Genomic DNA, 25,325 nt, shown 5'->3' on the forward strand with positions numbered 1-25,325 from the left:
CACACCACTCCTTTCTTACAAGCCGGAAGGTAAATAATTTCTTACATTCATTCTATATTATTTAATTTTAAGCGTTTTATGTCTTTTCGTAAAGAGTATTTTTACACTATTTGGGGGTAGTTAGATGATCCAAGGCTTTTATCGTCTATTGATTGAGTTAACAAATGGAAGGTGGACATCAGGAATTTTAAGAAGGTTTGCTCGTTCAAATGTCAGTCGTTTCGTGGTACCATCCTTTGCAAAGATTTATCATTTAAATCAAGAAGAAATGGAGAAGGGCTTATCAGAATATCCTACTCTTCATGATTTATTTGTCAGGACATTGAAAAAGGATGCAAGAGAAATTGATAAAGGTGAGAATTCGGTTGTCAGTCCGGTGGATGCGGTTATCGAAGATGTGGGTCCGATTAAAGAGACGAGTGATATTCATGTCAAAGGAAAGACGTATTCAATTGAAGAAATGCTGGGAAATCCACAACTGTTAGCCAAGTATTTGAATGGTACATACATGATTCTTTATTTAAGCCCAAGTCATTATCATCGTATTCACAGCCCTGTCAATGGGATCGTCACCGAACAATGGACGCTTGGTTCAAAATCATATCCAGTCAATAAGCTGGGGCTAAAATATGGGGTTAGAACACTCGCCAAGAATTATCGAGTTATAACTGAAGTGAAAACGGATTATGGGCATGTTGCAATTGTGAAGGTTGGGGCTATGTTTGTTAATTCAATTGAAACCACACACAAGGGATCAGAATTAGTGAAGGGCGGCGAAATGGCTTATTTTAGTTTTGGTTCGACCGTAGTCCTGTTATTCGAAAAAGATATTTTTCAAATGGATTCAAACGTTCAGACACCTAAGGACATTAAGGTTGGAGAAAAACTTGGGGTTTTGAGAAATCAGTAACGAAAAACAGCCTCAGCGACTTGGGCTTGAGGCTAGACAAAAAGAAAAGCCCTAATAGGGCTATTGTTAATTTTATGACGACATTTTTATTTTATGGTATAAGGAGCGTCTGAGCATTTCTGACTCAATAAGTCCAATAAAATCAGGGCTTAAGTTTAATTCTCTTGCTTTAAAATATGACTCAATTAATAATTCATCTGACAGTTTCCGCACGGCAGAATCCACCTCCGATTTGAAAATAAATAGTTCTAATATATGAATCATAAGCATAAAATGGTATGTTCAATTGGTGTACCCTAAATCTACCAAATTTATTCCTATAGAACAATCGTTCTAACTATCCACAGGTTCTGGTGGATAACTTGTGATTACTTTGTTTATAAAATGATGAAATGTGTATGATTCAATGGGTATAATGTTAATAACTTTATCCACAACGGTGTGAAATGAAGATATTTGTCGAAAAATATTTTTTTAATTTTTTAATTTCATCCTATTTTAGAAAGATTTAGGAGCTCTTATAAAAAGCAATAATATTTTAAAATCATGTATTATCAGTTTTTGATGAATAATAAGACTATAAACAAATTACATTTAATCTTTGAAACAAAGGTTAAAATTGGTTATGATTGTACAAGAAAAAAATATTGAACGATTATATTTAGAATTCAATGAGGTGTAAGCTTAGTGCTAAAACAATTTTTACCGAATGAACATGTTAAAAGCATTCTTGATATATCCGCTGAACAGTTGAATGCAAAAGGGATTAAGGGGATCATTACTGATTTGGATAATACGTTAGTGGAATGGGATCGCCCCAATGCCACTCCTCAATTAATCAAATGGTTTGATGAAATTCGAAAACATAATATCCTCGTGACAATTGTTTCTAATAATAATGAAGAACGTGTCAAAGCCTTTTCTGATCCTTTAAAAATCCCCTTTATTTTTAGGGCTAGGAAGCCGTTTGCCATTGCCTTTCACAAGGCCATTTCACAAATGGGAATTAAAAAAGAAGAGGCAGTGGTAATTGGAGATCAGTTACTGACAGATGTACTTGGCGGGAACCGGGGTGGTTTTCATACGATCCTGGTTGTCCCTGTTGCACAGACTGACGGATTTTTTACAAAATTTAACCGCTTTGCCGAGAGAAGAATTTTAAATTGGTTTCGAAAAAAAGGTATGCTTCAATGGGAGGATTAATGTGTGAGTGAACATCAACATATTTGTATGGGTTGTGGAGTAAAGGTCCAAACAGAAAACCCAGAGGAACTAGGATACGCCCCAACATCGGCCTTGGAAAAAGAAATGATTATTTGCCAGCGATGTTTTCGTCTTAAGCACTATAATGAGGTCCAGGATGTTAGCTTAACCGACGATGATTTTTTAAAAATATTAAATGAAATGGGAAAGTCAGATGCCTTAATCGTGATGATTGTTGACATTTTTGATTTTAATGGCAGCTGGCTTCCAGGTTTACACCGTTTTGTAGGAAGCAATAAAGTGCTTCTTGTTGGAAATAAGGTGGATTTATTGCCTAAATCTGTGAAGCATAGTAAGCTAATTCACTGGATGAAGCATGAGGCCAAAGAACTGGGGTTAAAGCCAGAAGATGTATTCCTTGTAAGTGCTGCGAAAGGCTTATTTGTTAAGGAAACGGCGGCGGCCATTGATGAACACCGAAATGGTAAAGACGTCTATGTGGTTGGGTGTACTAATGTTGGGAAATCTACGTTTATCAATCGAATCATTAAAGAAGTAACAGGAGAATCCGATGTTATTACCACCTCCCATTTTCCGGGGACGACGTTGGATATTATCAAAATTCCACTTGATGATGAAAAATCATTAATTGATTCGCCAGGTATTATCAACCATCATCAAATGGCGCATTATGTTGATAAGAGGGATTTAAAAATTATCACCCCAAAAAAAGAAATCAAGCCAAAAGTGTTTCAATTGAATGAAGGACAAACCTTATTCTTTGGCGGACTGGCCCGCTTTGATTATATTAGTGGCGGCCGAAGATCCTTTGTTTGTTATGTTTCCAATGAATTGAATATTCACAGGACCAAAATCGAGAATGCGGACGAACTCTATGAAAAGCATGTGGGGGAAATGTTGACACCGCCTCGTATGGAACAATTAGAATCTTTTCCTGAGCTTGTGAAACAGGAATTTATTGTGAAAGAAGCAAAAACGGATATCGTTTTCTCAGGACTTGGCTGGATTACCGTAAATGAGGCGGGTGCAAAAGTAGCAGCCTATGTACCAAAAGGTGTACAAGCATTAATTCGAAAATCCTTAATATAAATAGATATCTTTAAGGTCAGGTTTTCACATGCTGACATGGGTGGGGGGAATTCAGATGAAGAAATTATTTGCTGTTTTGGGGAATCCAATCGGACATAGTATGTCTCCGGTTATGATCAATGATTTATTTTCATTTTATAACATCGATGCAGCCTATCTGCCATTTCAAGTTAAGGAAGTGGATTTACAGGATGCTGTCAAGGGATTAAAAGCGCTGGGCGTCAGTGGATTTAATGTAACTGTACCGCATAAAAGTAAAATTATTCCCTTTCTGGATGGCATAGATGAATTGGCCGCGAACATCGGGGCGGTGAATACCGTTGTAAATGAAAACGGTCAACTAATTGGCTATAACACAGATGGCCCTGGTTTTCTAAAAGGCTTAAATGCTTTTCTGCCTAAAATAACAGACCAAAAGGTTCTGATTATTGGAGCAGGCGGGGCTGCGAGAGCCATCTATTTAACTTTGGCAAAGGAAAATCCGCTCGTCTTGAACATTGCCAATCGCACGATAGAGAAAGCCTGGGAACTAATCAAAGAATGTCCTTATTCAGTTTTTTCTAGTTCTTGTTCGTTTGAAGAGGCAAGTGAATCATTAGGGGAATATGATCTAGTTATTCAAACGACACTGATTGGCATGTCCCCAAAAATTAATGAGCAGCCATTCCCGCTAAATAAAATAAGGAATCAAACCGTCTTTTGTGATATCATATACAATCCGCTTGAAACGCAATTTTTACAAGAAGCGCGTCTTAATGGAGCAAGCATCCAAAACGGGATAGATATGTTTGTATATCAGGGAGCACTTGCTTTTGAAAAATGGACGGGAATTTTCCCTGATGTGGAAAGAATGAGAGATAATGTGTTAAAACAATTAGGAGGAAGAACATGTTAACAGGTAAGCAAAAAAGTTTTTTACGTTCAAAGGCGCACCACCTAGATCCGATATTTCAAGTAGGTAAAGGTGGAGTAAACGAAAATATGATTAAACAAGTTGCTGATGCACTCGAAGCAAGAGAGCTATTTAAAGTCAGCATTTTGCAAAATTGTGAAGAAGATAAAGCGGCCGTTGCTGAGCAGTTAGCTGAAGGTACGGGTGCAGAAATTGTTCAACTTATCGGAAATACCATTGTCCTTTATAAAGAGTCTGTGGAAAAGAAAACAATTAAACTTCCATAATTGAAAGTATAAGGAGGCGATCGCATGTTGAAGGTGGGAATATTGGGAGGAACCTTTGATCCTCCGCATTATGGACATCTTTTAATTGCAAATGAGGTTCTTTCCACTCTTCAGCTTGATGAAATTTGGTTTATGCCAAACCAAGAGCCTCCCCATAAGAGAAAATCAGAATCGATTAAAAATGAAGATCGCCTGCAAATGCTGGAATTAGCAATCGGTGGAAATGCTGCTTTTCGAGTGGAAACGATTGAACTTCATAGGCAAGGCCCTTCTTATACAGTTGATACCATGAAAATGATTAATGACCAGTATCCTGACCATCAGTTTTTCTTTATTATTGGGGCGGATATGATTGAATACCTGCCGAAATGGCATAAAATTGATGAACTTATTAAACTTGTCCAATTTGTTGGAGTTGAAAGACCGACGTATAGCAGTGAGACAGACTACCCTGTCCTTTATGTAGATGTTCCGGCACTGGATGTGTCATCTAGTATGATTAGGGATAGGGTGAAAAACGGAAAGACAGTTCGTTATCTACTTCCTGATCCGGTCGTTCAATATATCGAGGAGAAGCATTTATATGGAACGTGAAGAGGCGTTAAAGCTTGTAAAGGAACAATTAACCGATCATCGCTATCAGCATACTTTGGGAGTAATGGAGACAGCGATAGCACTTGCAAAACAATATGGCGGAAATGAACAAAAAGCGGAATTAGCTGCGATTTTTCATGATTATGCAAAATTTCGTCCAAAAGACGAAATGAAGGAAATCATTACTGGTCAAGGATTTCCGCAGGATTTGCTTGAATTTAATTCGGAATTGTGGCATGCACCTGCAGGGGCCTACTTGGTGGAAAAAGAAGCGGGCATCAGCGATCGTGAAGTTTTGGAAGCAATCCGTTATCATACATCAGGAAGACCAGGAATGACTTTACTGGATAAAATTATTTATTTAGCCGATTACATTGAACCAGGCCGTCATTTTCCAGGTGTGGAAGAGGTACGAGATATGGCTAAAGAAAATTTAGATAAAGCACTAATTAAGGCCATTCAAAATACGATCATGTTTTTATTAAAAAAGAATCAAACAATATACCCTGATACATTCTATACGTACAATGATCTAATCAAAAAACTGGAGGATTGATTAATGGATAATCAAGAACTACTAAAAATTGCTGTTAAAGCAGCGGATGACAAACGTGCTGAAGACATTTTAGCCCTAAATATGAAGGGGATTTCTTTAATTGCTGATTACTTTATCATATGTCACGGAAACTCAGATAAACAAGTACAGGCGATTGCAAAGGAAATGAAAGAAAAAGCCCAAGAACATGGATATGACGTAAAAAGAATAGAGGGTTATGATGAAGCAAGATGGGTGTTGATTGATCTTGGCGATGTTGTTGCCCACGTATTCCATCGTGACGAAAGAAGCTATTACAAATTGGAGCGTCTATGGGGCGATGCGCCGTTGGAAGACATCCACAGTGCGCTAAATACATGAGCTATCAGCAATTTGCCTATCTCTATGATGAGCTGATGAAGGACGCACCATATGATGAGTGGGTCCAGTTTGTCAAAGATAAATGCGTGAACTATAACGTTACTGGCACTCGCTTGCTGGACCTAGCATGTGGGACAGGTGAACTCTCCGTCCGGTTAGCGAAAGACGGCTTTCAAGTAACGGGAGTGGATTTATCTGAGGATATGCTAGCTGTGGCACAGGCGAAGGCCGAGGATGATGGGGTTAGAATTCCGTTTTTTCAGCAGAATATGGCTGACTTAGAGGGCCAGGGGGAATTTGATGTCATCGGTATTTTTTGTGATTCGTTAAATTATCTTCAGAGCGAGCAAGAAGTTATGGCGACCTTTTCAAACGCCTTCCAGCATTTGAGCGATGAAGGCATATTGATTTTTGATGTTCATTCAATTTATAAAATTTCTCATTTATTCATTAATCAAACCTTTGCTTCCAGTGAGGATCATGTATCATTTATCTGGAATAGCTTCTCTGGAGAAAGTTCGAATAGTGTAGAACATGAGTTAAGCTTTTTTGTTTTGGATGAACGAACAGGAAAGTATGACCGATTTGATGAGATTCATTTTCAACGAACATATCCAGTCCAGCAATATTCAGACTGGTTAGTCGAGACTGGTTTTGAATTGTTGGAGGTTTGTGCTGATTTTAAAGATGCTAAGCCCGCAACACAATCAGAGCGAATCTTTTTTGTAGCGAAAAAAATAAAGAAAGCCATCTAAAAAATAAGATGGCTTTTTATTATGAGAAAAGAAGGAATTTGTCAGTAAATGGCGAAATTAATAATTAGAGAATTGCGTCTCTACTTTATCTAGATCCTCTTTAAATTTTGCCTGCGTAGCCTGAAATAGGTGACCAAATACGTCTCCGAGCTCGTTATCCAGTACTTTTATACCTTCACCGGTTATCCCGCCCTTTACACATACCTTTTCCTGCAGTGATGAAAGTGTATAATGCCCTTGCTTTAATAATTCACCCAGTCCAACAATCATTTCACTTGCCATAATTGTAGCGGCATCTTCGTCAATTTCTGTCTCTTTTACTGCCGCTTGGATGAAACTTTGGAGAAGATAGCTGAAGAAAGCTGGCCCGCAGCTAACAATATCAGAGGCAGGCCTCGTTATTTTTTCATCAATATGAAACGGCACCCCAATCTTCGTAATTAATTTCTCTACTTTCCTTTTCCAATGGTCTCTGCAATTTTCCCCATAGGTAATCAATGACACCCCAGATAATGCGCGATTTGTAATACTTGGGATTACTCTAACGGCTGAACAGGAAACCTTCTTTTCAATTTGGCTTGTACTGATAGGGCTCGTTATAGAAATGAGACATTTTTCAGGGCTTAAATGTGGTTTAATTTCATCTAGAACTTGAAATACATCTAATGGTTTTACACAAATAAATACCAAGTCGGACTCCGCGGCAACTTCTCTTGGATTCGCTCCAACCCTTAGTTCCCTATATTTATCTTTAAGCACCATAGCTTTTGATTTTGTCCTGTTTGTAATCATGATAGAGGAAGGGGAAATGGCTTTTCCGTCAATCAAGGCCTCCACCAATATTCTCCCCATATTACCGGTACCGATAATGCCTATTTTCATTGTTCCGACCCTCCTTCGCATGCAAGTTTCTTTTATAACCATATGAAAACTGTAAGTGAAATATACCTTTAGAAAGGAAGGATTCAAGTGAAAGACTGGTTGATTGAACACAAGATCATTGTTGTAGTTGTTGCGATTATTGCACTCGGTGGATTTTATTTTTTTTATGTCAATGATACCCCTGAGCCTCTTCCCACTAATTCCCTAAGTAGTGAAGAGAAACTTCAAGGGGAAGAGAAGGAAACAGAAAAGACGAAACCTGCAAATCTTCCGGAATTGCCAGAGAAAATAATGGTAGATGTCAAGGGCCAAATCAAACTTCCAGGAGTATACCAAGCAAATACAAGTGAGAGGGTTATTGATGTTATCAGTCGAGCGGGTGGTTTAACGGACAAGGCCGACCAAGGTCAGGTGAATTTTGCCGAGCATGTCCAAGATGAAATGATCATTTACATCCCTGCTAAGGGAGAGGAAGGACTTCCTTCTGCACCCATAGGCGGCAGCCAAATTACTACCAGCGGTAATCAAAAAGAATCAAAAATTAATATAAATAAGGCCGATGAAACTGAATTGCAAAATCTCCCTGGCATTGGTCCAGCCAAAGCGGCTGCCATTATTGAATATAGGAATACAAATGGCCCTTTCAAAGCGATTGAAGACTTGAAAAATATAAGCGGTATTGGGGACAAAACATTCGAAAAATTTAAAGATTTACTTGCTATATAGTAAATCTCTAATTGACCTATAGGGACAATCACTATTAAACTTAAGTGGAAGAACATAAAAGGGAGTGGGAGAAGTGGAACGAATCTCATGGGATCAATATTTTATGGCACAAAGCCATTTGCTCGCACTAAGAAGCACATGTACTAGGCTGACAGTGGGAGCTACAATTGTAAGGGATAAACGAATTATTGCTGGTGGCTATAATGGATCAATAGCTGGTGGAGACCATTGTATTGATGAAGGTTGCTTCGTGATTGACAATCACTGTGTCAGAACCATACACGCTGAAATGAATGCGCTGCTTCAATGTGCTAAATTTGGTGTCCCGACAGCAGAAGCTGAAATTTATGTCACCCATTTCCCCTGCTTACAATGCTGTAAAGCGATTATCCAAGCGGGTATTAAAACCGTTTATTACGCGGAGGATTATAAAAATCACCCGTATGCAATTGAACTTTTTCAGCAGGCAAATGTTACCATTGAGAAGGTAGAGCTGCATGAGTCAGTAATTGATTTACGGAAGGTTAGTCAATAATTCTACGGATTGATGCCGGTTATTTCCGGCTCTTCCGTATTTTGTAATGAAAATACCTAAATGGAGAAGTCAAATGAATGGAAAATATATTTATTTTACAATTGCAGCTTTATTTGGTTTGTTATGTGTTCAATTAATATTTCTTCCTTTTTTCTTATTACAAACCCTGTATCTTTATCTTCTTTATAAATACAAACGATTTATGAAATTTCAACTTGGGCTGGTAGCTGTGTGTTTTTTGACCTTCTTGTTGATCGGTCAACACGCAGTCTCAACCAATAAAACAGTCATCCCCCCATCCACTACCACCTTTAATCTTCAATATACCGAGGACCCAAAAATTGATGGTGACTTATTACAAGTGCAGGCTGCTGATGCACGGTACAAGGAAAAACTCCTCATCCGCTACAAAATCCAATCAGAACAAGAAAAAGATCTATTAAAGACGAAAACCTTTTATCATTGTTTATGCAGGGTGTCAGGCACTCTGGAAAAACCGGCGATTGCCAAAAACCCCAATGCTTTTAATTACCGAATGTATTTATCTAGGAAGAACATTTATTGGATCATCGAGATACAAGAAAACCCATTGCAAACTTGCTCTCCGATGAAACCTTCTCCATTGGAATTGATAAAACAACTTCGATATTCTGGTATTAATTATCTTGAGTCACATTTTCCGATAGAAATCGCTTCGCTTTCCGCCGCCTTACTATTTGGTGACAGAAATTTGTTTGACCCGGAAGTTTTAACTGCGTACCAAAAAACCGGTATTGTTCATTTGCTCGCCATTTCTGGACTCCATGTTTCGTTATTAATTGCGATGGTTTTTTATATCGGCATTCGATTCGGACTAACGAGACAGTTTATGATCAATTTTCTTCTCCTCATCCTGCCGATTTATGTCATTCTGACAGGCGGTTCACCATCTGTTATTCGCTCAGCGATGATGATTTTCCTCGTGTTACTTACTGTAAAGTTAAGAGCTCGCGTGAGGCTTTTTCCCCTGGATGCTATAAGCATGGCATTTATTTTCTATTTATTTTTTAACCCAATGGTGATTTTTGATGCTGGCTTTCAACTCTCATTCTCAGTGAGTCTGGTGATCATTTTGTCTGCTCCATATATTTTGCAAGGCTATGAAAAGACCATAACGCGTATGCTTGCGACTTCGTTAGTTGCTCAATTAGCTGCACTCCCGTTCTTACTGTATCATTACTTTGAGGTTTCAATGATAGGTATCATCGCCAATATGGTCTATATTCCTCTTTTTTCATTTGTATACCTCCCAGGATTGTACCTTTTGTTTATCATTCAGTTTATGTTCGGAAAAACTCCGCTTATACTTATTAGTATTTTCAGAACAATCATTAGCCTCTCCAATTATCTTATAGAATATCTTGCTGATTTTACCTTCTTCCGCTTTATCCCTGGAAGACCAAATTGGTTTTTACTCATTATGTATATTTTAATCCTGCTTTTGATTTTTTTTATTTGGGAAACTAAAGCGTATCCGAAAAGGAAGGTCCATCTAATCGTATTGAGTGCTGTGCTGATTATTTTTCAACAAGGCTGGAACTGGTTATATCCATATGGTGAAGTGACCATGATTGATGTTGGCCAAGGGGATAGTATTTTGATTCACCTTGCACATGGTGAAGGAACCTATCTCATTGATACAGGCGGGACAATGAATTATACAGAAGAAAAGTGGAGGGAACGAGCCAGTGCCTTTGAGGTAGGAAGGGATGTAGTGGTTCCCTTTTTAAAAGGACAAGGTATTACCAAGATTGACAAACTAATCTTAACACATGGGGATATGGACCATATTGGGGGGGCATTCTCGATATTAAAAGAGCTTGAAGTAAATCAAATCTTAATGCCTTCTGTAGTCGAGCCATCAACTACTGAACTTGCCATTTTGGAGGAGGCGAAAAAGAAAAACATTGCTGTCATAAAAGTGTCAGAAGGAGACAAGTGGATTAGCGGGGAAAATGAATTTTATATCCTTTCACCTGAAAAGAATTTTGCTGGTGAAAGAAACAGCGGCTCCATTGCCTTTATTGCTCAATTAGGGGGAGTTAGTTGGTTTTTTGGCGGAGATCTTGATCAAGAAGGGGAAGAGAAAATCATAAAAAAATATCCTAATTTAAAGGTTGATGTTTTAAAAGCTGGTCATCATGGGAGTAAAACATCAAGTGCAGAATCTTTTATTAATCAAATTAACCCAAGAATAGCATTAATTTCGGTCGGTGAAAAAAATCGTTTTGGCCACCCACATTCAGAAGTGCTTAACCGATTAAGAAAAACAAATACAGTTATTTTTCGAACCGATCAGCAAGGAGCAATAACCTATAAATTTTATCAAGGAAAAGGAACCATTTCTCCCTATTTACCATAGGATAAAGCATCTCAAGAAAAATTAAAAAAGACTGCACGAATGCAGTCTCCTATATTACCCATATGTAGCCATTCATTATGAACCGATTACTTTAATGACTGTAGCAACAATAAACATTATGGCAAAAAAACCAAAGGAAACCCCAAATCCTACCCCAGAATCAATCGCGTCGTTTCGTTTACTTTGCACATCTTTTTCAAATTCATTCACAGTCTACCCCTCCTATTTCACATATAGTATAAGTCATTCTCAAGAAAAAATCCAGCGTACATCAAAATGCTTTCCTTAACTGACAAGAGTTGTCAAAATAGTGAGACTGATAAAAGGCTACACTAAACTTACACAAGGAACTCCGCCAGACAATAGAATATCCTAGGGCTTCTATTGCAGGCGTTCATTATAGATTGGGAATTAGCACTTATTGATAAGTGCTAATTCCCTTTAAATGCTTGTCAAATTGTCCAAGCTTCTTTACCATATATATGAGTGGGAGAAGGGGAGCGCTGACAAATGGTAGTGGATATTTGGAGAAAAATTAAACAAAAGGAAATTGCTCCTATTTATTTATTATTTGGAACAGAGACATTCTTAATAAATGAAACAAAGCAATTATTACTTAACCATATTTTAAACGAAGAAGAAAAGGATTTTAATTTTGCAAGCTATGATTTAGAGGAAACGCCAATTGAGGTTGCAATCGAAGATGCTGAAACCTTTCCTTTTTTAGGAGAAAGAAAAGTTATCTTTTTACATAATCCTGTTTTTTTAACGGCTGAAAAATCAAAAGAAAAGATTGATCATAATTTATCTAGGTTCGAAATGTATTTAAAAGAGCCGGCACCCTACTCAGTATTAGTTATTTCGGCACCATATGAAAAATTGGATGAACGGAAAAAAATAACGAAAGAATTAAAAAGAAATGCTGAAATAGTCGAAGCCAAAAAGTTAAATGAACATGATTTACGAAACTGGGTAAAGAGCAGGGCGAAAAGAAGTGGGATTGAATTTGAACCTGATGCTATTGAACAATTGCTCGCATTGGTTGGAACAAATATGTTTATGATTACAAGTGAAGTGGACAAATTAGCATTATACGCTGCAGATGAAAAAAGAATTGATGTCAGCCTAGTGGAAAAATTAGTTGCTCGTTCACTTGAGCAAAATATTTTTACGCTCATTGAAAAAGTGGTTCAGCGAAAACTCGATGAAGCCTTAAGAATTTATTATGATTTGTTAAAACAAAATGAAGAGCCGATTAAGATTCTGGCATTGTTGGCAGGACAATTTAGGTTAATTTATCAAGTGAAGGAGCTCTCGAGAAAAGGATATGGACAGCAGCAAATAGCAGGTTTCTTGAAAACACACCCATTCCGAGTCAAACTTGCTCTCGGTCAAGCTCCTAGATTTACAGATGAAGAATTGGCTAATATAATTGACCTCCTTGCTGAAGCGGACTACCAAATGAAAACAGGAGGCATGAATAAATCTTTATTGATTGAGATGTTTCTATTTCATTTAAAGAAATAAAAAAACGATTCCTGTTAAAGGGAATCGTTTTTTTACGCTCAATTATAGAGCGTTAGTTTTTTTCATTAGACGGGATTTTTTACGAGCAGCAGCATTTTTGTGGATAAGACCTTTTGCAGCAGCCTTGTCTAATTTACTAGCAGCAGTTGCAAATACTTCTTTAGCAGCAGCACCGTCGTTAGTAGAAATAGCAGCTTCTACTTTCTTAACAGCAGTACGCATTGCAGATTTCGCAGTTGTATTTTGAGCATTACGAGCTTCGCTTGTTTTTACACGCTTAATAGCAGATTTAATATTAGGCATTACTTTCACCTCCTACAAAGAATCGAGACACTATATGAACTCGACTTAACATTCATAAAAAATAATTCAGAACATGAAATATTTTATCAAATGGAAGCCTATAATGCAATACTTGTTTCTACGAAGAAGAATATCATTTGCATGTTTTATGCCGGAAAGGGCAAAAATAGGGAATAGTTTCTAGATTTTAGGAAAATTTTGATGGGAGTGAATAATAATGGGTGAGTCGATTGACTTAAGTCAGTACTCTGTTCGAACGGATTTGGCAATTGAAGCAAGGGAAATGGTCCTTACACAGCAGAAAGGAACTGTTGGGCAAGAGAAGGATCTTTCACAGATTGAAGGCGTGATTATTAAGGAAAAAGATGTTGATGACATAAAGATTTCATTAGTTGAAGTGACCAAACAGGGTGAACAACAGCTGGGCAAAAAAGCTGGTAGATATTTAACGGTGGAAGTACAAGGGATTCGTCAGCAAAATACAGAGGTACAGCAAAAGGTGGAAGAAATTTTCGCTAGAGAGTTTGCTTACTTTTTGGAGGGAACTGGGATTAAAAAGACGGATTCATGTCTTGTTGTTGGGCTCGGAAATTGGAATGTAACCCCCGACGCACTTGGACCCATGGTATGTGAAAACTTGTTGGTTACGCGTCATCTTTTTCAGCTTCAGCCGGAAAATGTCGAAGAAGGCTATCGATCCGTAAGTGCACTATCACCTGGTGTTATGGGTTTAACCGGGATTGAGACGAGTGATATCATATTTGGAGTTGTTGAAAAAACAAAACCTGATTTTGTGATTGCCATTGATGCACTAGCATCACGATCGATTGAAAGAGTGAATTCGACGATCCAAATCTCTGATACAGGCATTCATCCTGGTTCAGGTGTCGGTAATAAAAGAAAAGAACTGAGTAAGGAAACCTTGGGTATTCCTGTCATTGCGATTGGAGTTCCGACCGTGGTCGATGCCGTCTCCATTACAAGTGATACGATTGATTTTATTCTCAAGCATTTTGGGAAAGAACTTCGTGAAGGAAATCGGCCTTCGAGGGCACTTGCACCAGCAGGAATGAGTTTCGGAGAAAAGCGAAAATTGACCGAAGAGGATTTACCTGAGGAAAAGCACCGTAAGACGTTTCTTGGGATGATTGGTACACTAGAGGATGATGAAAAAAGAAAATTAATTTATGAGGTTTTATCTCCGATCGGACATAATTTAATGGTCACTCCAAAGGAAGTAGACGTTTTTATCGAAGATATGGCAAATTTGATTGCGAACGGATTGAATTCCTCGCTTCATAGTGCAGTGGACCAAGAGAACGCTGGATTTTATACAAAATAGAAGAATTTTCAGAGGTACTTTCGAAATCTATGTTTTACAGGAAGTGCCTCGAAAATATAACTAGTGGTTCTATCGATTCTAGTATCTTCATAAGATTTACTAGAATCCGATTTGCGAGGTGGAACCATGAAAGCTAGAAATTCAGGAACGTTTGTTATGGTACAAGGATCAAGTTTACTAAAAGCCGCTGGATTACTGTTAATATTTATGATAATGATTTTCTCTATTAGTGGATTATTAACCTCGTTAAAGCCACAATATCGGCCTATGTCATCTTCAGTAAATCAGGCTGCAACCAACGTGAATGGAGAGCTGCTTTATCAATTAATGGGCTGGGAAAACCATCATTTTTTATCAGTTGGACAAGATTGGACGTCAACTCCTAAATTAACCAACTTGGTATTTAAGCTATCAAGCAATATAAATTTAAATGATCCTCGAAGCTTGCTTGGCAGAGAGCTTCCCGGATTCTTTCAATTTGATGGGAAAATTCTTGTGGCTGGTGAGGGTACTAATTACACCAATATGCCAATTGAATCTGCACCTCCTATCGAAATTATGAAAGCAGAGGGGGAGGCTGCTTTGCAAAATTTAGAAGGTATCGAGAAGCCATCAGGTGAAAAGCCCCCTTCAACACCGGGACAAACAACAGGGAATCACAAGGTTGTATATGTTTATTTTACACATACGCGGGAATCTTATTTACCCTATCTCAAAGGTGTGACAGATCCTGATAAAGCTTACCATTCACAAATTAACGTCACCAAAATTGGCGATCAATTAAAAACGAGCTTAGAGGATCGAGGAATCGGTACTTTTATTGATAAAACTGATATCCAGGCGAACTTAAATAAAAAAGGTTTAGGTTACCCAAAATCGTACCAGGAATCTCGCCCGGTTGTTCAAGCAGCCATGGCATCAAACCGTGATTTAGATTATTTTATTGATATTCATAGAGATTCACGCCGCAAGAACCAAACAACAGTTAGCATTAATGGAAAGTCCTTTGCAAAGCTTGCGTTTGTAATCGGTGGCAAAAACCCAAATTATGAAAAGAATGCAAAACTAGCAACAGAACTCCACAATCAACTGCAAAAAAAATATAAGGGTTTAAGTAGGGGAGTAATCATTAAAAATGAAGCTGGGTCTAATAGTATCTACAACCAAAACCTTTCCAATAATGCAATCTTAATTGAATTTGGCGGAGTGGATAATACGTTTGAAGAATTAAATCGGTCAGCTGACGCTCTTGCGGATGTATTTAGTGAATTTTACTGGCAGGCTGAAAAAGTTAACAAGGATGTTGAGCAATCAACCAATAAACAATAGATGTAAGGGAGCATTTTTTATGAAGATGTTCATGTTAAAAAGCTTATGCTTAAGCGCTCTCATGTTAATCTCTGTTTTAGTAGGAATGCAATTAGCTAATGATGGTATTCATAAAATGAAAGGCTATGATGATCCCAATTTTCAAAATGCTGTCAGTTTAAATGAAACGGACAATGACCTAAGAGCTACCTTTCTGGGGAATGATATTTCAAGCCATGATCTTGAGGCAAAGAAGAAGAAACTCGAAGAAATAAGTGCTTATAATTTTTTCTCTTCGATGGGAAAGAAGATGTCTGAAGGGATATCAGGTGCCTCCGAAAAAATAGTTGATCTCATAGCTGATTAAAACGTGTAAGTGGCACCTTTTGGGTGCCGCTATTTTATTTCAGGAAATAATCTTATTAGAGTTTCCATTGAATCTTGTTAATCCTATTGATATAATTCAAAATAGTGTATATGTGCGAGTATAGTAGGAGTGAAATACCGTGAACAATAATGAAAGACTTAAACGACAATCAAAAATTAGAAATTTCTCGATTATTGCCCATATCGATCATGGGAAATCAACATTGGCTGACCGTATTTTGGAAAAAACCAATGCCTTAACCTCTCGGGAAATGAAAGACCAGCTATTAGATTCAATGGACCTTGAAAGAGAACGCGGGATTACCATTAAGTTAAATGCCGTCCAGTTAAAATACAAAGCTAAAGATGGAGAAGAATATATTTTCCATTTAATTGATACACCGGGACATGTCGATTTTACGTATGAGGTATCAAGGAGTCTTGCAGCCTGTGAAGGGGCTGTTTTAGTCGTTGACGCTGCACAAGGAATTGAAGCACAGACACTAGCGAACGTTTACCTTGCCCTTGATAACGACCTTGAAATATTACCAGTCATCAATAAAATCGACTTACCTAGTGCTGACCCAGAACGGGTCCGCGGTGAAATTGAGGAAGTCATCGGCTTGGATGCTTCAGAAGCTGTATTAGCTTCAGCAAAAGCTGGTATCGGGATCGAAGAAATCCTAGAACAGGTTGTGCAAAAAGTTCCTGCACCAACCGGAGATCCGGAAGCACCATTAAAAGCGCTGATTTTCGATTCCCTCTATGATGCCTATCGTGGTGTTGTTGCCTACATCCGTGTTGTCGAAGGAACTGTTAAAGTTGGCGACAAAGTAAGAATGATGGCTACTGGGAAAGAATTTGAAGTGAATGAGGTAGGTGTATTTACACCAAAAGCGACGTTGCTTGATGAGTTAACTGTCGGAGATGTTGGCTTTTTATCTGCATCGATTAAAAATGTCGGCGATACTCGTGTCGGTGATACGATTACAAATGCGAAAAATGGGGCAACAGAAGCCCTTCCTGGTTACCGCAAACTCAACCCAATGGTTTATTGCGGGTTATATCCAATTGATACAGCGAAATTTAATGACCTGCGTGAAGCGCTTGAAAAGCTGCAGTTAAATGATTCATCACTTCAATTTGAACCTGAAACATCGCAGGCACTTGGATTCGGTTTCCGTTGTGGATTTTTAGGACTTCTTCATATGGAAATCATTCAAGAACGGATTGAGCGTGAATTCAAAATCGACCTAATTACGACTGCACCAAGTGTTATCTATCACGTTCACATGACAGATGGTTCTGAAATAAAGGTGGATAATCCATCGGATTTACCAGATCCACAAAAAATAGACCGTGTGGAAGAGCCATATGTAAAAGCAACAATGATGGCTCCGAATGATTATGTAGGAACTATTATGGAACTTTGCCAACTTAAACGCGGGATTTTTGTTACGATGGAATACCTGGCTGAAAATAGGGTGAGTATCATCTACGAGATGCCATTAGCGGAAATTGTTTACGATTTCTTTGATCAATTAAAATCAAGCACAAGAGGATATGCATCTTTTGATTACGAACTAATTGGTTATAAGCCTTCGAGTCTGGTTAAAATGGACATATTGTTAAATGCTGAAAAGGTCGATGCACTCAGCTTTATTGTCCATAAAGATTTTGCGTATGAACGCGGAAAAATCATCGTCGAAAAGCTGAAAGAACTTATTCCACGACAACAGTTTGAGGTTCCTATTCAGGCTGCAATTGGTCAAAAAATTGTTGCTCGTTCCACAATTAAAGCCATGCGTAAAAACGTATTAGCAAAATGTTATGGTGGAGATATCTCTCGTAAACGTAAATTGTTAGAAAAGCAAAAAGAAGGTAAGAAGCGGATGAAACAAGTTGGATCCGTTGAAGTACCACAAGAAGCATTCATGGCTGTCTTAAAAATGGATGATAACAACACAAAAAAATAAACTAGCGGGAGGTTAGGACAAGCCATTTTTTCGGGCGAATTCTAGCCTCTTTTTGTTACAAGAACAGAGGAAGTGAAAGAAATGATTAAATCTGCTTATCTCCATATCCCCTTCTGCGAACATATTTGCCATTATTGTGATTTTAATAAAGTATTTCTTAAGGGACAGCCGGTAGATGACTATTTAAATGCACTTGATCAAGAAATGAAAATGACGGTTAACCATTTTCCTACAAGTGATCTGCAAACGATATTTGTCGGTGGAGGTACGCCGACATCGTTAAATGAGCAGCAACTGGATCGTTTTTGCGAGAGTATTAACAGGAATTTACCCAAGAGCAAGCAGTTGGAATTTACCTTTGAAGCGAACCCAGGTGATTTAACGAAAGAAAAATTACAAATATTAAAAGATGCAGGTGTAAATCGCCTATCCCTTGGTGTGCAAACCTTTAATGAGGAATTACTAAAAAAAATCGGTCGCGTTCATAAAGCGAAAGATGTTTATCAAACAATTGATAACGCAAAATCTTTAGGTTTTGACAATATCAGCATCGATCTGATCTTCAGTTTACCGTCACAAACGATAACTGATTTTAAAGAGTCGTTAACAGAAGCTTTTTCCCTTGATATCTCACATTACTCAGCCTATTCCTTAATCATTGAACCGAAAACGGTCTTTTATAACTTACTGAAAAAAGGAAAGCTGCCTACTCCTGGTGAGGATGTGGAAGCAGCCATGTATGAATTACTAATGGAAGAAATGGAAAAGCATGGATTTAACCAATATGAAATTAGTAATTTCTCCAAACCTGGTTTTGAAAGCAGGCATAACTTAACCTATTGGAACAACGAACCCTATTATGGGTTTGGAGCAGGGGCACATAGTTATTTAAATGGGATAAGACGTTCAAATACAGGTCCGTTAAAAAGATATATGGACCAAATTAATAGTGGTATACTCCCTGTTATTGAGGAACATCAGACCACAAAAGTAGAACAAATGGAAGAAGAAATGTTCTTAGGTTTACGCAAAACAGCTGGTGTATCGGTCCGTCACTTTATTGAAAAGTTTGCTGTTGATCCACTTCAGTTATTCGAAAAAGAGATTGCGGAATTAACTGCTAAACAGTGGTTAGAAGTGGGGAAAGATCATATATTTTTAACAAAAAAGGGCCGATTGTTAGGAAATGAAGTTTTTCAGGCATTTTTAAGATAACCATTGGATTTTATTAACAGTCTTACTTCAGCTCGTCTATGTTTCTTTTTGATTGACACCATCCCCCCTTTTTTGATAATTTATTAATATAATTAGCACTCGGTAACTAGGAGTGCTAACAGAGGTGATAAATGTTGTTAACAGATCGTCAATTGTTAATTCTTCAGGTTATTGTTGATGACTTTATTCGATCTGCCCAACCAGTCGGCTCAAGAAGCTTGTCGAAAAAAGAGGAAATTTCCTTTAGTTCGGCAACTATTCGCAATGAAATGTCCGACCTTGAAGAGTTGGGATTTATTGAAAAGACACATACCTCTTCAGGGCGTGTCCCATCGGAAAAAGGTTATCGGTATTATGTTGATCATCTCCTGTCTCCACAGGTGTTAAATCAGCATGATGTATCCATTATTCAGTCGATTTTTGCTGAGAAAATTTTCGAGTTCGAAAAAATTATTCAAAGGTCAGCAAAAATATTATCGGAACTAACCAATTACACATCGATTGTCCTTGGTCCTGCAGTAAGTATTAATAAGTTGAAAAGAATTCAAATCATCCCATTAAATAAAGAAACCGCGGTGGCTATTTTTGTAACAGATACGGGACATGTTGAAAACAGGACCTTTTCTTTACCGCCCTCCGTGGATGCAAGTGATTTAGAAAAAACAGTAAATATCTTGAATGATCGTTTAGCAGGAGTTCCTCTTGAAGACTTAAATGATAAAATTTATAAGGAAGTTGCCATGCTCTTAAGGCAGCATATCCATAATTATGATTTAATGCTGCATACGATCGCTGATTCATTAAAAATGCCTAGCAATGAAAAACTTTTCTTTGGTGGAAAAACAAATATGTTAAGCCAGCCGGAGTTTCATGATGTAGCAAAACTTCGCAGCCTGCTAACAATGATTGACCAAGAAGAGTGGATCTATAACTTAATCAGAAATGATTCAGCGGGTATTCACGTCAAAATTGGCAGAGAAAATAATAATAGTGTCATGGATAATTGCAGCCTAATCACAGCTACCTATTCAGCAGGGGCTGAAAATTTAGGAACGATTGCCATCCTTGGTCCTACAAGAATGGAATATTCTCGAGTCATTAGCTTATTACAATTTTTTAGTAAGGATTTAACGGCTGTTTTAACAAAGTTGTATCAAAATAAATAGCACTGGAAATATTGAGTAAGGGTGAAAAACCGTTTATTTTACCTAGGTGAAATGCCGTATTTTTCATGCCCTTACTTGTGAATATGAATTTTAATATAAATGGGTGCAAATGCTTTAAGGGAGGTGAGTAAGTTGACAAATGAGAATAATAACACGATAAATGAAGAAGTTGAGATTGAAAATACTGATAATGTTGAACTTACCGATGATAAAACGGTTGAGACTATTTTTGAAGAGGATGGCACAACAGAAAAAGTTGATGTCCTTCCAGTTGATGAAAAGGAACAAGAAATTCAATTGCTGAAGGCAAAGTTAGAGGAAGCAGATAATCGATATCTACGACTACAAGCAGATTTTGATAATTTCCGGAGGCGTACTAGATTAGATCTAGAAGCGAGCCAAAAATATAGAGCACAAAAATTAATTACAGATTTACTGCCTGCAATAGACAACTTTGAAAGAGCAATGAAAGTTGAAGCAGATAATGAACAAACAAAGACACTTCTGCAAGGGATGGACATGGTTTACCGTAGTTTGCTGGATGCCTTGAAAATTGAAGGTGTTGAACCTATTGAATCGGTAGGCAAAGAGTTTGATCCGCATCAGCATCAGGCTGTAATGCAGGGTGAGGACGAGAACTATGGCTCTAACATTGTGACGGATGAATTTCAAAAAGGTTATATGTTAAAGGATCGTGTCATTCGCCCAGCAATGGTGAAAGTAAATCAATAAACTACATATTTTTTTTAGGAGGAAAAGGAAATGAGTAAAATTATCGGTATTGACCTTGGTACAACCAACTCTTGTGTGGCTGTCCTTGAAGGTGGCGAACCTAAGGTTATTCCAAATCCAGAAGGCAATCGTACGGCTCCTTCAGTTATTGCTTTTAAAAATGGGGAACGCCAAGTTGGGGAAGTAGCAAAACGCCAAGCAATTACAAACCCAAATACAATTATGTCGATTAAACGCCATATGGGCACAAATTATAAAGTGGAGATTGAAGGCAAAGAGTACACACCACAAGAACTGTCTGCCATTATTCTTCAATATTTAAAATCTTATGCAGAAGATTATCTAGGCGAACCAGTTACAAAGGCCGTTATTACAGTTCCTGCGTACTTTAATGATGCAGAACGCCAAGCAACAAAGGATGCTGGGAAAATTGCTGGTCTTGAAGTAGAGCGTATTATCAACGAGCCAACTGCAGCAGCTCTTGCCTATGGATTAGACAAAACGGATCAAGATCAAACAATCCTTGTTTATGACCTTGGCGGTGGAACATTTGACGTTTCAATCCTTGAATTAGGCGATGGTGTATTCCAAGTTAAGTCAACTGCCGGTGATAATCGACTTGGAGGGGACGACTTTGACCAAGTCGTTATTGATTACCTCGTTGATCAATTCAAGAAAGAAAATGGGATTGACCTAGCTCAAGATAAAATGGCGTTACAGCGCCTAAAAGATGCAGCTGAAAAGGCGAAAAAAGATTTATCTGGTGTGACTTCTACTCAAATTTCACTACCATTTATCACTGCTGGTCCAGCTGGCCCGCTTCACCTAGAAGTAACGATGACTAGAGCAAAATTTGACGAATTATCTGCGCATCTTGTAGAGCGGACAATGGGTCCAACACGTCAAGCATTAAGCGATGCTGGTTTAACTCCTTCAGAAATTGATAAAGTGATCCTAGTTGGTGGTTCAACACGTATTCCGGCTGTTCAAGAAGCAATTAAACAAGCAACTGGACAAGAGCCTCATCGTGGTGTTAACCCAGATGAAGTTGTAGCAATGGGTGCTGCTATTCAAGGCGGTGTAATTACTGGTGATGTAAAAGACGTTGTATTGCTTGACGTTACACCATTATCCCTTGGTATTGAAACAATGGGCGGCGTTTTTACGAAGTTAATTGATCGTAATACAACAATCCCTACATCTAAATCGCAGGTTTTCTCAACTGCTGCAGATAACCAAACAGCTGTTGACATCCATGTTCTACAAGGGGAACGTCCAATGGCGGCCAATAACAAGACTCTAGGACGATTCCAATTATCAGATATTCCACCAGCACCACGTGGAATTCCACAAATTGAAGTAAACTTTGATATTGATAAGAATGGTATTGTAAATGTTCGTGCGAAAGATCTTGGTACAAATAAAGAACAACAAATTACCATTAAGTCTTCAACAGGACTGTCAGACGAAGAAATCCAAAAAATGGTCCGTGAAGCAGAAGAAAACGCAGATGCAGATAAGCTTCGCAAAGAAGAAGTGGAACTTCGTAATGAAGCAGACCAACTTGTCTTTACAACAGAAAAAACCTTAAAAGACCTTGAAGGTAAGGTAGATGCAGGTGAAGTTGCGAAAGCAAATGAAGCGAAGGATGCATTAAAAGAAGCAATTGAGAAAAACGATCTTACTGAAATCCGTGCGAAAAAGGATGCATTACAAGAAATCGTTCAAGCTTTGACAGTTAAGCTTTATGAGCAAGCAGCAGCTGCGCAGCAAGCACAACAAGGCGGCCCTGAGGCTGGAAATACTGCCGGTAAAGATGATGTTGTCGATGCAGAATTTGAAGAAGTAAAAGAGGACAAATAAGAGTTTTTTACAGCTCAGAAAAAAGTCAAAGTCAGAACTATGGGCTTTGGCTTTTTTATTGCAATACCATTGGTATAAATGATAGAATAATCTTTATGTGACAGATTCGGGAGTGGGTAATCATGAGTAAACGGGATTACTATGAAGTACTTGGGATTAGTAAAAGTGCTTCAAAGGATGAAATAAAAAAGGCCTATCGAAAGCTTTCAAAAAAATATCATCCAGATATTAATAAAGAAGCAGATGCGGCGGATAAATTCAAGGAAATAACTGAAGCTTATGAAATATTAAGCGATGATCAGAAAAAAGCACATTATGATCAATTTGGTCATACGGATCCAAACCAAGGCTTTGGCGGCGGTGGAGATTTCGGCGGAGGCTTTGGCGGGTTTGAAGATATCTTTAATACCTTTTTTGGCGGTGGTGGAGGCGGAAGAAGACGTGATCCGAACGCACCAAGACAAGGTGCTGACCTTCAGTACACGATGACCGTCACTTTTGAAGAAGCGGCCTTTGGAAAAGAAACAGATATTGAAATTCCACGTGAAGAAACTTGTGGTACATGCAGTGGGTCTGGGGCAAAGCCTGGAACCAAACCAGAAACTTGCCAGCACTGTCATGGAACCGGGCAGTTAAATGTGGAGCAAAACACTCCATTCGGCAGAATTGTAAATCGTCGTACATGTAATCACTGTAATGGTACCGGGAAAGAAATTAAACATAAGTGCTCTACATGCGGTGGTAAAGGAAAAGTACAAAAGCGCAAGAAAATTCATGTTAAAATACCTGCGGGTATTGATGATGGACAGCAGCTTCGCATGTCAGGTCAAGGAGAAGCCGGGATTAACGGTGGGCCAGCTGGAGATCTTTATGTTGTTTTCCATGTGAGACAGCATGAGTTTTTTGAAAGAGATGGCGATGATATATATTGTGAAATGCCAATCACTTTTGTTCAAGCATCCTTGGGTGATGAGATTGAAGTACCTACATTGCACGGGAAAGTAAAGTTGAAAATTCCTGCTGGGACGCAAACGGGAAAAAAATTCCGATTAAAAGGAAAAGGTGTTCCTAACGTCCGCGGATACGGTGTTGGAGATCAATATATTCTAGTTCGAATCATTACTCCAACAAAACTAACAGATAAACAAAAGCAACTTTTAAAAGAATTCGCAGATCTTAGTGGCTCTTCTCCCATTGGTGAACACGAAGAAAGTTTTTTCTCAAAAGTAAAACGAGCCTTTAAAAGCGAGTAAGGATTGGAGTTGGTAGATGTGAAATGGTCCGAAATCAGTATTCACACAACAAATGAGGCGATTGAACCTATTTCTCATATTTTGCATGAAGCTGGGGCGAGCGGTGTAGTCATTGAAGATCCATTTGAACTGACGAAAGAAAGAGAAGATCAATTTGGTGAAATCTATCAACTCAATCCCGATGATTATCCAGAAGAAGGCGTAATATTAAAGGCTTATCTTCCGGTTAACAGCTTTTTAGGCGAAACGGTGGATGCGATTAAAGAATCAATTAATAATTTAATTATTCACAATATCGATATCGGTAAAAATAAAGTAACCATAAGTGAAGTAAATGAAGAAGAATGGGCAACAGCATGGAAAAAATATTATCATCCTGTGAAAATTTCTGAAAAGTTTACAATTGTTCCGACTTGGGAGATTTATACTCCGGTCAGCAGTGATGAATTAATTATTGAATTAGATCCAGGAATGGCATTTGGAACAGGTACACATCCGACAACTGTCTTGTGTATTCAAGCACTTGAAAGAACGGTTCGTCCTGGTGACCGGGTTATTGATGTGGGAACAGGTTCGGGCGTATTAAGTATTGCAGCAGCAATGCTTGGTGCCGAAGATGTCCGTGCCTTTGACCTTGATGAGGTAGCGGTAACAACTGCGAGAGTGAACATTAAACTCAATAAAGTGAGTGATCGTGCAACAACAGCACAAAATAATCTGCTCGATGGCGTGGAAGAAAATTCTGCTGATGTAGTGGTGGCTAATATACTAGCTGAAGTAATTCTGCGGTTTACTGAGGATGCTGCGAAGGTTGTCAAACCTGGCGGATCTTTTATTACCTCGGGAATTATCAATCAGAAAAAAGATCAGGTTAAAGATTCATTGGTAGCGGCTGGTTTTGAAATTATCGAAACGATTTTGATGGAAGATTGGGTTGCAATCATTGCCAAAAGGTTATAATGGTTGAAAAAAGGGGTGATACTTACCCCTTTTTTTCATGCTATACTTTTAAATCAAGATTTTCTTTAGTAAAATAAATTGTAAATGTTTAGAGAGGGTGCAG

General features: G+C 38.2%; 26 protein-coding genes and 1 pseudogene. 23 read left to right on the forward strand and 4 right to left on the reverse strand.

The window, feature by feature from the left end:
• Positions 1-124 precede the first annotated feature (124 nt).
• On the forward strand, positions 125-910 hold the full coding sequence (locus QF028_RS04250) for a phosphatidylserine decarboxylase (protein WP_429464324.1): 786 nt from the start codon (positions 125-127) through the stop codon (positions 908-910).
• 72 nt (positions 911-982) lie between these two features.
• Here QF028_RS04250 and QF028_RS04255 read toward each other — a convergent pair whose 3' ends face one another.
• A complete protein-coding gene (locus QF028_RS04255) occupies positions 983-1,123 on the reverse strand; it encodes a sporulation histidine kinase inhibitor Sda (RefSeq protein WP_098259603.1) in 141 nt (46 codons plus the stop codon).
• Positions 1,124-1,597: 474 nt separating this feature from the next.
• Between QF028_RS04255 and QF028_RS04260 the strand changes: the two genes are divergently transcribed.
• Genes QF028_RS04260 through QF028_RS04295 form a run of 8 tightly spaced genes read left to right on the forward strand, consistent with a single transcriptional unit; the run spans position 1,598 to position 6,667 of the window.
• Positions 1,598-2,113 (forward strand): YqeG family HAD IIIA-type phosphatase, encoded by a 516-nt coding sequence (locus QF028_RS04260; RefSeq protein WP_168245142.1) that lies wholly within the window; start codon positions 1,598-1,600, stop codon positions 2,111-2,113.
• Between the two features lie 3 nt (positions 2,114-2,116).
• Positions 2,117-3,223, forward strand: a complete 1,107-nt coding sequence (gene yqeH, locus QF028_RS04265; protein ID WP_214731574.1) for a ribosome biogenesis GTPase YqeH — start codon at positions 2,117-2,119, stop codon at positions 3,221-3,223.
• Between the two features lie 55 nt (positions 3,224-3,278).
• The gene (gene aroE, locus QF028_RS04270; protein WP_429464327.1) at positions 3,279-4,118 is read left to right on the forward strand and encodes a shikimate dehydrogenase; all 840 of its coding nucleotides are present in this window, start codon (positions 3,279-3,281) and stop codon (positions 4,116-4,118) included.
• Positions 4,112-4,402 carry a ribosome assembly RNA-binding protein YhbY gene (yhbY, locus tag QF028_RS04275; protein ID WP_088089051.1) on the forward strand — a complete coding sequence of 97 codons (291 nt, stop codon included), beginning with the start codon at positions 4,112-4,114 and terminating at the stop codon, positions 4,400-4,402. The genes aroE and yhbY overlap by 7 nt, the downstream gene beginning before the upstream one ends.
• Positions 4,403-4,426: 24 nt before the next feature.
• Complete coding sequence (locus QF028_RS04280; protein ID WP_429464329.1) at positions 4,427-4,996, forward strand: nicotinate-nucleotide adenylyltransferase; 570 nt, start codon at positions 4,427-4,429, stop codon at positions 4,994-4,996.
• A complete protein-coding gene (yqeK, locus tag QF028_RS04285; protein ID WP_098934397.1) occupies positions 4,986-5,552 on the forward strand; it encodes a bis(5'-nucleosyl)-tetraphosphatase (symmetrical) YqeK in 567 nt (188 codons plus the stop codon). The genes QF028_RS04280 and yqeK overlap by 11 nt, the downstream gene beginning before the upstream one ends.
• A 3-nt stretch (positions 5,553-5,555) precedes the next feature.
• Positions 5,556-5,912: a ribosome silencing factor gene (gene rsfS, locus QF028_RS04290; protein ID WP_168245136.1), complete on the forward strand. Its 357-nt coding sequence runs from the start codon at positions 5,556-5,558 to the stop codon at positions 5,910-5,912.
• Positions 5,909-6,667 carry a class I SAM-dependent DNA methyltransferase gene (locus QF028_RS04295; protein ID WP_429464332.1) on the forward strand — a complete coding sequence of 253 codons (759 nt, stop codon included), beginning with the start codon at positions 5,909-5,911 and terminating at the stop codon, positions 6,665-6,667. Before rsfS ends, QF028_RS04295 begins: the two co-directional genes overlap by 4 nt.
• 57 nt (positions 6,668-6,724) lie before the next feature.
• On the opposite strand, the gene comER is transcribed toward QF028_RS04295, so the two are convergent.
• On the reverse strand, positions 6,725-7,549 hold the full coding sequence (comER, locus tag QF028_RS04300) for a late competence protein ComER (protein WP_214998458.1): 825 nt from the start codon (positions 7,547-7,549) through the stop codon (positions 6,725-6,727).
• 87 nt (positions 7,550-7,636) lie between these two features.
• On the opposite strand from comER, the gene QF028_RS04305 reads away from it, so the two are divergent.
• The 3 genes and pseudogenes from QF028_RS04305 to QF028_RS04315 all read left to right on the forward strand — a co-directional run bounded on the left by QF028_RS04305 (position 7,637) and on the right by QF028_RS04315 (position 11,211).
• On the forward strand, positions 7,637-8,275 hold the full coding sequence (locus QF028_RS04305; RefSeq protein WP_429464334.1) for a helix-hairpin-helix domain-containing protein: 639 nt from the start codon (positions 7,637-7,639) through the stop codon (positions 8,273-8,275).
• Positions 8,276-8,348: 73 nt separating this feature from the next.
• A pseudogene (locus QF028_RS04310) lies at positions 8,349-8,795 on the forward strand (ComE operon protein 2); the annotation flags it as partial.
• Positions 8,796-8,883: 88 nt separating this feature from the next.
• The gene (locus QF028_RS04315; RefSeq protein ID WP_429464336.1) at positions 8,884-11,211 is read left to right on the forward strand and encodes a DNA internalization-related competence protein ComEC/Rec2; all 2,328 of its coding nucleotides are present in this window, start codon (positions 8,884-8,886) and stop codon (positions 11,209-11,211) included.
• Positions 11,212-11,286: 75 nt separating this feature from the next.
• Here the strand turns inward: QF028_RS04315 and QF028_RS04320 are convergent, their stop codons facing one another.
• The gene (locus tag QF028_RS04320) at positions 11,287-11,421 is read right to left on the reverse strand and encodes a YqzM family protein (protein WP_026563518.1); all 135 of its coding nucleotides are present in this window, start codon (positions 11,419-11,421) and stop codon (positions 11,287-11,289) included.
• 300 nt (positions 11,422-11,721) lie between these two features.
• Between QF028_RS04320 and holA the strand changes: the two genes are divergently transcribed.
• A complete protein-coding gene (gene holA, locus QF028_RS04325; protein WP_429464338.1) occupies positions 11,722-12,738 on the forward strand; it encodes a DNA polymerase III subunit delta in 1,017 nt (338 codons plus the stop codon).
• A gap of 42 nt (positions 12,739-12,780) precedes the next feature.
• On the opposite strand, the gene rpsT is transcribed toward holA, so the two are convergent.
• Positions 12,781-13,041, reverse strand: coding sequence for a 30S ribosomal protein S20 (gene rpsT / locus QF028_RS04330; protein WP_088089041.1), 261 nt, complete (start codon positions 13,039-13,041; stop codon positions 12,781-12,783).
• A 217-nt stretch (positions 13,042-13,258) separates the two neighbouring features.
• Between rpsT and gpr the strand changes: the two genes are divergently transcribed.
• From gpr to prmA, 10 genes are all read left to right on the forward strand, one after another.
• On the forward strand, positions 13,259-14,383 hold the full coding sequence (gene gpr / locus QF028_RS04335) for a GPR endopeptidase (protein WP_429464341.1): 1,125 nt from the start codon (positions 13,259-13,261) through the stop codon (positions 14,381-14,383).
• 126 nt (positions 14,384-14,509) lie between these two features.
• On the forward strand, positions 14,510-15,712 hold the full coding sequence (gene spoIIP / locus QF028_RS04340; RefSeq protein ID WP_429464343.1) for a stage II sporulation protein P: 1,203 nt from the start codon (positions 14,510-14,512) through the stop codon (positions 15,710-15,712).
• Positions 15,713-15,731: 19 nt separating this feature from the next.
• Complete coding sequence (locus tag QF028_RS04345; protein ID WP_214998464.1) at positions 15,732-16,058, forward strand: DUF3679 domain-containing protein; 327 nt, start codon at positions 15,732-15,734, stop codon at positions 16,056-16,058.
• 139 nt (positions 16,059-16,197) lie between these two features.
• Positions 16,198-18,033, forward strand: a complete 1,836-nt coding sequence (gene lepA / locus QF028_RS04350) for a translation elongation factor 4 (protein ID WP_214731552.1) — start codon at positions 16,198-16,200, stop codon at positions 18,031-18,033.
• Between the two features lie 81 nt (positions 18,034-18,114).
• Positions 18,115-19,248 carry a radical SAM family heme chaperone HemW gene (gene hemW, locus QF028_RS04355; RefSeq protein WP_429464346.1) on the forward strand — a complete coding sequence of 378 codons (1,134 nt, stop codon included), beginning with the start codon at positions 18,115-18,117 and terminating at the stop codon, positions 19,246-19,248.
• A gap of 134 nt (positions 19,249-19,382) precedes the next feature.
• A complete protein-coding gene (gene hrcA, locus QF028_RS04360; protein ID WP_429472178.1) occupies positions 19,383-20,414 on the forward strand; it encodes a heat-inducible transcriptional repressor HrcA in 1,032 nt (343 codons plus the stop codon).
• A 132-nt stretch (positions 20,415-20,546) separates the two neighbouring features.
• Positions 20,547-21,146 carry a nucleotide exchange factor GrpE gene (grpE, locus tag QF028_RS04365; RefSeq protein ID WP_429464348.1) on the forward strand — a complete coding sequence of 200 codons (600 nt, stop codon included), beginning with the start codon at positions 20,547-20,549 and terminating at the stop codon, positions 21,144-21,146.
• Positions 21,147-21,176: 30 nt separating this feature from the next.
• Positions 21,177-23,009 (forward strand): molecular chaperone DnaK, encoded by a 1,833-nt coding sequence (gene dnaK, locus QF028_RS04370; protein WP_088089033.1) that lies wholly within the window; start codon positions 21,177-21,179, stop codon positions 23,007-23,009.
• Positions 23,010-23,131: 122 nt separating this feature from the next.
• Positions 23,132-24,262: a molecular chaperone DnaJ gene (dnaJ, locus tag QF028_RS04375; RefSeq protein ID WP_214998468.1), complete on the forward strand. Its 1,131-nt coding sequence runs from the start codon at positions 23,132-23,134 to the stop codon at positions 24,260-24,262.
• An 18-nt stretch (positions 24,263-24,280) separates the two neighbouring features.
• A complete protein-coding gene (gene prmA, locus QF028_RS04380; RefSeq protein ID WP_168245124.1) occupies positions 24,281-25,222 on the forward strand; it encodes a 50S ribosomal protein L11 methyltransferase in 942 nt (313 codons plus the stop codon).
• Positions 25,223-25,325: the final 103 nt, after the last annotated feature.

The sequence above is a fragment of the Neobacillus sp. B4I6 genome, assembly GCF_050434045.1.
Classification (GTDB): Bacteria; Bacillota; Bacilli; order Bacillales; family Cytobacillaceae; genus Neobacillus.